This window comes from uncultured Dialister sp., assembly GCF_937959425.1.
Taxonomy (GTDB): domain Bacteria; phylum Bacillota; class Negativicutes; order Veillonellales; family Dialisteraceae; genus Dialister.
The window spans coordinates 1-6,851 of record NZ_CALGPS010000006.1 but is presented as its reverse complement, the minus strand read 5'-3'; the positions used below and the strand labels follow the sequence as shown (position 1 = coordinate 6,851).

5 protein-coding genes are annotated in these 6,851 nt (G+C 51.9%); 4 read left to right on the top strand and 1 reads right to left on the bottom strand.

Translation table 11 applies throughout. The annotated features are described in order from the left end of the window. Positions 1-518 precede the first annotated feature (518 nt). A complete protein-coding gene (locus Q0482_RS00150) occupies positions 519-905 on the bottom strand; it encodes an endonuclease domain-containing protein (RefSeq protein ID WP_297000666.1) in 387 nt (128 codons plus the stop codon). Positions 906-1,714: 809 nt separating this feature from the next. On the opposite strand from Q0482_RS00150, the gene madL reads away from it, so the two are divergent. From madL to Q0482_RS00130, 4 genes are all read left to right on the top strand, one after another. Continuing rightward, positions 1,715-2,110, top strand: coding sequence for a malonate transporter subunit MadL (gene madL / locus Q0482_RS00145; RefSeq protein ID WP_299141904.1), 396 nt, complete (start codon positions 1,715-1,717; stop codon positions 2,108-2,110). A gap of 12 nt (positions 2,111-2,122) precedes the next feature. After that, complete coding sequence (gene madM / locus Q0482_RS00140; protein ID WP_299141901.1) at positions 2,123-2,887, top strand: malonate transporter subunit MadM; 765 nt, start codon at positions 2,123-2,125, stop codon at positions 2,885-2,887. A 248-nt stretch (positions 2,888-3,135) separates the two neighbouring features. Continuing rightward, positions 3,136-4,809: a malonate decarboxylase subunit alpha gene (gene mdcA / locus Q0482_RS00135; RefSeq protein ID WP_299141898.1), complete on the top strand. Its 1,674-nt coding sequence runs from the start codon at positions 3,136-3,138 to the stop codon at positions 4,807-4,809. A gap of 423 nt (positions 4,810-5,232) precedes the next feature. After that, positions 5,233-5,496 carry a hypothetical protein gene (locus Q0482_RS00130; RefSeq protein ID WP_291056878.1) on the top strand — a complete coding sequence of 88 codons (264 nt, stop codon included), beginning with the start codon at positions 5,233-5,235 and terminating at the stop codon, positions 5,494-5,496. Positions 5,497-6,851 lie beyond the last annotated feature (1,355 nt).

The following is a 6,851-nucleotide window of genomic DNA, read 5'->3' as shown; positions in this document are numbered from 1 at the left end:
TTTGTTCTTGGAATGGGAAACGGCCTTAGCTTAATGGCATTACCCTTGAGGGGAAGTGCCGCGAAGCGGCAAAAGGGTGTAGGAGGTGGAGCAAAGAGATGAGAGGCTAATGCTGGCCTGACTGCCGAAAGGCGGCCTGCTTTGGCATTGAATGTCATTTGAGGCTCTTACCGTAGAACACCCCCGCGCCACTTCGTGGCCCTCTCCCCCTCAAGGGGGCGCAAGGGGCGGTGGTGCTTTCTATACCCCAAAAAGGCGCAAGGGCTTAGCACCGAAATTTCTTGTTTCCCCTTGAGGGGAAGTGCCGCGAAGCGGCAAAAGGGTGTAGGAGGTAGAGCAAAGAGATGAGAGGCTAATGCTGGCCTGACCGCCGAAAGGCGGCCTGCTTTGACATGGAGTGTCATTTGAAGCTCTTACCGTAGAACACCCCCGCGCCACTTCGTGGCCCTCTCCCCCCTCAAGGGGGCGCAAGGGGCGATGGTGCTACTTACTCTTGCCACCTCAAGGGGGCGCAAGGGTTAGTGGTGCATTTCCCAGGGGTTAAGTCCCAGCCTTTCTTGCAGAATGCGGTCAATATCTATTTTCACTTCATTGAAATGAAGTGAAACATCACGATTGGTGTAGCGAATCACAAGAATGCCCAACCTTTTTAAATATGCAGTCCTTTCAAAATCATAAGCCTCCTGTTTATCTTCATAATGCTGGCTGCCGTCTATTTCTATGGCAAGTTTTGCTCTGTGGCAATAGAAATCAAGTATATATCGACCTACCAACTTTTGTCTGTAAAATCGAAGTGGGTGATTTTTCAGGAAAGTAAACCAGAGCTTTCTTTCCTGTTCCGTCATGTTTTTGCGAAGATTCTTAGCACAACCTAAAATTTGTGAATGGCGATTATCTATAGTCATAGCGGCACCAGCCTTGATGAACAATGGGATAAGAAGCTTTTAACTATGGAGTGTCATTTGAGGCTCTTACCGTAGAACACCCCCGTGCCACTTCGTGGCCCTCTCCCCCTCAAGGGGGCGTAAGGGGCGATGGTGCTACTTACTCTTGCCACCTCTAAAGGACGCAATGTTTAGAGCCGGAATTTCTTGTTTCCCCTTGAGGGTGGCAAAGGAACTGGATTCATAGGGGAGCAAAGCGAGCCGCGAATCCAGTGACATGCTTTCCCGTGGAGAAGTGCCGCGAAGCGGCAAAAGGGTGTAGGAGGTAGAGCAAAGAGATGAGAGGCTAATGCTGGCCTGACCGCCGAAAGGCGGCCTGCTTTGACATGGAGTGTCATTTGAGGCTCTTACCGTAGAACACCCCCGCGCCACTTCGTGGCCCTCTCCCCCTCCAGGGGGCGCAAGGGGCGATGGTGCTACTTACTCTTGCCACCTCAAGGGGATGCAAGGGGCGAGGAGCGATTCCTCTCTTAATTCATAGACAAAATTCATCATACAAATGATAATTCATAACCATAAAACTATGAATCTTTCAATCAATGCACTTCCTTTGCATCTTACCCCCTGTTTCCTGCATCTCGCCTCATAAACTTTTAATTTTCAAAGGAAACAGGATATACTATGGCTGAAGGAAATCAAAGGATTTTTGATAAGTCCTATTTGCTTTTATTATAACAAATAGACGACTGCAAAGGTCCAAGTTTTTTGAAAAACAGAAGCCCCGGATGAGGGCAGGAACTCCTGTTTTTCAGAAGAAAGGAAGGGTTATTATGATTATTTACGGTGTTGCTCTGCTGGCCGGCTGCTACATGGCCGGAAACTTCATCGGTGATGTGCTGGGGGCGCTTCTGGGCGTGAAGGCAAATATCGGCGGCGTAGGTTTCGCCATGCTGCTCCTCATCCTCATCTCCACCTGGGCTATCCAGAAGGGGTACATGAAAGCGCCGGAAGAACAGGGCATTAAATTCTGGAGTGCCATGTACATTCCCATCGTGGTTGCCATGAGCTCCATCCAGAACGTGGCAGCAGCTCTGTCCGGCGGCGTGGTAGCTGTACTGGGCGGCGTGCTGGCTGTAGTCATCGGCTTCTTGGCTATTCCGTTCTTCGCTAAGAAGAAAGCGGATGCCCCTGTATCGGACAGCGAACTGGCCAAAGATCACAAATAAGGAGGGAAAATCATGGATATTGCAGCAATGATTACAAAATTATTCGTTAAAAACGGCATGATTTTCGCCTTCATGCTTCTTGGCGTCATCATGTTTGTGGCTTATAAACTGGGCGGCCTCACCAAGGGCCGGGTACACGGCAGCGCCATTGCCATTTTCCTGGGCCTGGTACTGGCTTACATCGGCGGCGTGACCACCGGCGGAAATAAAGGGATTGCCGATGTTCCGCTCTTTGCAGGCATGGGCCTTGTAGGCGGTGCCATGTTCAGAGACTTCGCCATCGTTTCCACCGCCTTCGGTGCGGACCTTCGTGAAATCAAGAAAATCGGCTGGCGCGGCGTAGCGTCCCTCTTCTTCGGCGAATTCATCTGCCTGGTTGCAGGCATTGCCGTGGCTTATCCGCTGGGATACACCAGCGCCATTGACCTCGTCACCATCGGCGCCGGCGTAGCTACCTTCGTCGTAGGACCGGTTACCGGTGCAGCACTGGGCGCTTCTTCCGAAGTCATCGCCATCTCCATCGCAGCTGGCGTAGTCAAATCCGTACTGGTTATGGTGGTTACCCCCTTCGTGGCTAAACCCCTCTCCATTAACAACCCCCAGTCCGCTATGGCATTCGGCGGCATCATGGGCACTACCTCCGGCACCGCAGCCGGCATGGCGGCCGTAAACCCGAAGCTCGTTCCCTACGCAGCTATGACCGCTACCTTCTACACCGGCCTGGGATGCCTCCTCTTCCCCTCTGTATTCTACTTCCTGACCACCCTCTTCTTCTGAGGCAGTCATTACTATCCATTCCGGCTAAGCGCTCCGGGATTAAAAACGGTCCCATCTCTCACAGGAGGCGGATCCGGAATGATTCCCTTCCTTTTCGGGCACGGGGCACCAGGACGGTGCCCCATACCTGAAAAAGAAAAGGATACCATAACAATAAAAGAACCTGTATAATGAAAAAGCCTGCCGACTTTTGAAAGCTCTGCAGGCCCTTACACTGTAATTCTATTTCATAAGAAAGGATTGATATTATGTTGGAAATCAAACCGAGCAATAAAAACTGGCATACCAGAGGCGACGACACCGCTGCCCGCATTGCAGCAGCCGCTCCCTATGCCGATGGCAAAATCGTAGACCCCGCCAATACAGTCAAAGTACTGGAAGCAGTCCTCCGCCCCGGCGACAAAGTAAACATCGAAGGGGACAACCAGAAACAGGCAGACTTCCTGGCTAAGAAACTGTGCGAAGTGGATCCTGCCAAAGTGCATGACCTCCACATGATTCAGTCCACCCTCTCCATTCCGGAACACCTGGACGTATTCGAAAAAGGCATTGCCCGCAAACTGGACTTCGCCTATGCAGGCAGCCAGGGCAAACGCCTTGCCCAGATGGTACAGAACGACGGCATCGAACTGGGCGCCATCCACACCTATCTGGAAATGTACTCCCGCTACTTCATCGACCTGGTGCCCAGAGTTTCCCTCGTCTGCGCCGATGCAGCCGATAAAGACGGAAATATCTACACCGGATTCTCCACAGAAGATACACCGGCCATCGTAGAAGCTACCAAATTCAACCAGGGCATCGTCATTTTCCAGGTCAACAAAATCGTGGACAAACTCCCAAGAGTGGACATCCCGGCTGACTGGGTAGACTTCGTCATCGAAAGTCCCACCCCCTACATGCTGAACCCCCTCTTCACCAGAGACCCCGCAAAGATTACCGACGACCGCATTATGAAAGCCATGATGGCCATCAAAGGCATCTATGCTGAATACGGCGTGAAAGTCCTCAACCACGGCGTAGGCTTCGATACCGCTGCCGTAGAACTCCTCCTCCCCACCTTCGGCGAATCCCTGGGACTCAAGGGCAAGATCTGCACCCACTGGGTACTGAACCCGCATCCCACCCTCATCCCTGCCATTGAAACAGGCTGGGTACAGGCAGTCTACTCCTTCGGCTCCGAAGTGGGCATGGAAGAATACATCAAAGCCCGCCCCGACATCTTCGCCATCGGACCGGATGGCACCATGCGCTCCAACAGAGCCTTCTGCCAGGCAGCAGGCCACTACGCTGCGGACATGTTCATCGGCTCCACCATGCAGATCGATAAATACGGCAACTCCTCCACCGCCACCAAGAACAACGTAGCAGGCTTCGGCGGCGCGCCAAACATGGGCTGCGACGCCAAAGGACGCCGTCACGTCACCCCTGCATGGCAGAAAGCCGGCGAAGAAGTGGCCAACCGCTTCGAACTCATGGGCGACGCCAACCGCGGCAAGAAACTGGTAGTCCAGATGATTACCACCGTCTCCGCCAAAGGCTTCCCGGGCTTCGTAGAACAGCTTGACGCCGTAGCACTGAAAAAGAACGCCAACCTGGACCTCGAACCCATCATGATCTACTCCGACGACCTCACCCACATCGTCTCCGAAGTAGGTATCGCCTACCTCCATAAATGCCACAACATGGAAGAAAGAATGGACGCTATCCGTGCCGTAGCAGGAAATACCGACGTAGGCAAACTGGAAAATCCGGAAATCACCAAGAAACTCCGCAAAGAAGGCATCGTAAAACTTCCGGAAGACCTGGGCATCAACCCCGCCGAAGCCACCAGAGACCTCCTGGCTGCCAAGAACATGAAAGACCTGGTAGACTGGTCCGGCGGCCTCTACAACCCACCGGCTAAATTCAGAAACTGGTAATGGGGAATAAGAGAAAATAAAAATCGCTCCGCAAAGGGGCGATTTTTTGCTTTCTCAGGGTTCTCAGGGTTGACGGCCCGATGGGCCGAAGGTTCTCAAGATTGACAACCGCTTCGCGGTTGAGGGTTAAGGATTGCCCTGCGGGCAATGAATATAAATGCCGCCTTCCGGCGGTGGTGGTGGCTTTTTGAAATTGTAAATGGTAAATGGTAAATGAAGGCGGGAAACCTAAAAATGAAATGGCACCATGTCTAATTCAAAGGGCGCCCAGTACCGCTGCGAAGCGGCCTATAAAAACTGTAGCGGAGCCGCCACCACAACCCTCGGCGTCGCAGGCGCCGTCAAACCTTCACAGCCCCCAATCTCATATTTGCATTGATTGAAATTTCTATATACAATATGAATAAGACAGGAGGTATGGATATGAGCCACTTATACGAAATCTCATTAAAAAAGGAAATCATGAGAGAAGCCTATGCCGGTCTCATTGCTGATTTTCTGGCCTATTTCAATCAGAATCATATCAATGATAAAACAGACAAGAAAAATCCTATGGTTATTTTGTTTTATAAAATCCAGCATGTGTATATGAGCATACTTCAGACAAACAGCTTGGAAAAAATGAATGAAATTGAAGGCCAGTTCAAAATTGTAAATGCCATGATGAAAGAAATGGGAGCCAGATGAAACCGCAGCCGAAGCTTGCTGCGGTTTTATTATGCCATATGTCTCTGGAGGGAAGCATAGAGGGTTTTATTTTGTTTCCCGGATAGGGCAAGGAAATACGATTCGCTCCCCTGAGAATCCAGTTCCTTTGCCAACCCGGAGGAGGCACTTCTAGCGGCGCTATGCTTTGTTATGCTTATGAGATCCAAGGGCAAGTGGAGAGCAAATCTCCCCCTCCGGGGGAGACGCCGTAGGCAGAAGGGGTGCATTTCCAACAGGCGCAGCCTGGTTTGCATGTTTTTCCCTCGCGCCAAAGGCGCGGTTGTCCGGTTTTATCATAAGAGGCGCCCACCCATATTCCAGGGCGCCCACCACAACCCTCAGCGTCGCAGGCGACGTCAAGCTTAAGAACCCTCAGGCCGAAGACCTGTTAAACCTTAGAACCCTTTTCAATGTGGAGCCGCGAAACGGCTCCAGTGAGACTCCCTCTTCCTTTCCAGTACTATATCATCAGAGAGGCGAAAAGGCCGGGCCGAAATCCTTCCTATCCCGCAGCGCGCAATCCATGGAAGCGGGGAGGGGAGGATGGAAGCCTTCATGAAATTCACCTCTCCGGCGCGCCGAAACTACATAAAAACTCCTGATGAGCACCTGCTAGAAATCCTGGTGGCAACTATGGCTTCATCTGCCTTCCTTGACGAGATAGATATTCCGCTTAGTCGGTTTCCCTCTGGCCGATTTCATTGAAGAAGATGACCTGAGCCCTACCGTGCATCAGTATGGGACGATTCAGGAGTTTTTGCGTGAGATCAGCCCTTCGGGGCTGATTTTTTATTTGTATTAGGAAATAAAGGGTGCCCTCTTATGATAAAACCTGGGAGCCGCCCTGAAGGGAGAGTTTCCGTAATGCATTGCGTAATATAAGAAGCAGTAGGGGAAGCGCGTAACGCAGCTCCTTTCTCAGAAAGGAGCTGGGCGAAGCCCTGAGGATAGGTCAGGAAATATTAGAAAAGAACTGACGCCCCTATCCTCCGTCGCCTACGGCGCCACCGTCGGGCATTAAGGTGTTCGCTTTATGTGCAGGCTATACTCAAATATTAGCCCGACTTGGAAGTCCTCTGCAGGACTCCCACCTTCCTAAGGAAGGAGGCTTTGGCATTTCGGCATGTGCCAATGATGACACAAAAGCAAGTACCGTAACGTCCTTGCCCACCCCTTTATAAGGGGTGGGTGGCGAGCGCAGCGAGCCGGAAGGGGTCAGCCGCAAGGCGGCCATATAAAACTGCGGCAAAGCCGCCACCACAACCCTCAGCGCCGCTGGCGCTGTCAGTCGAGTAGACGGAATCAGATTACTCTGTCCGCCCCTCACAGAACCG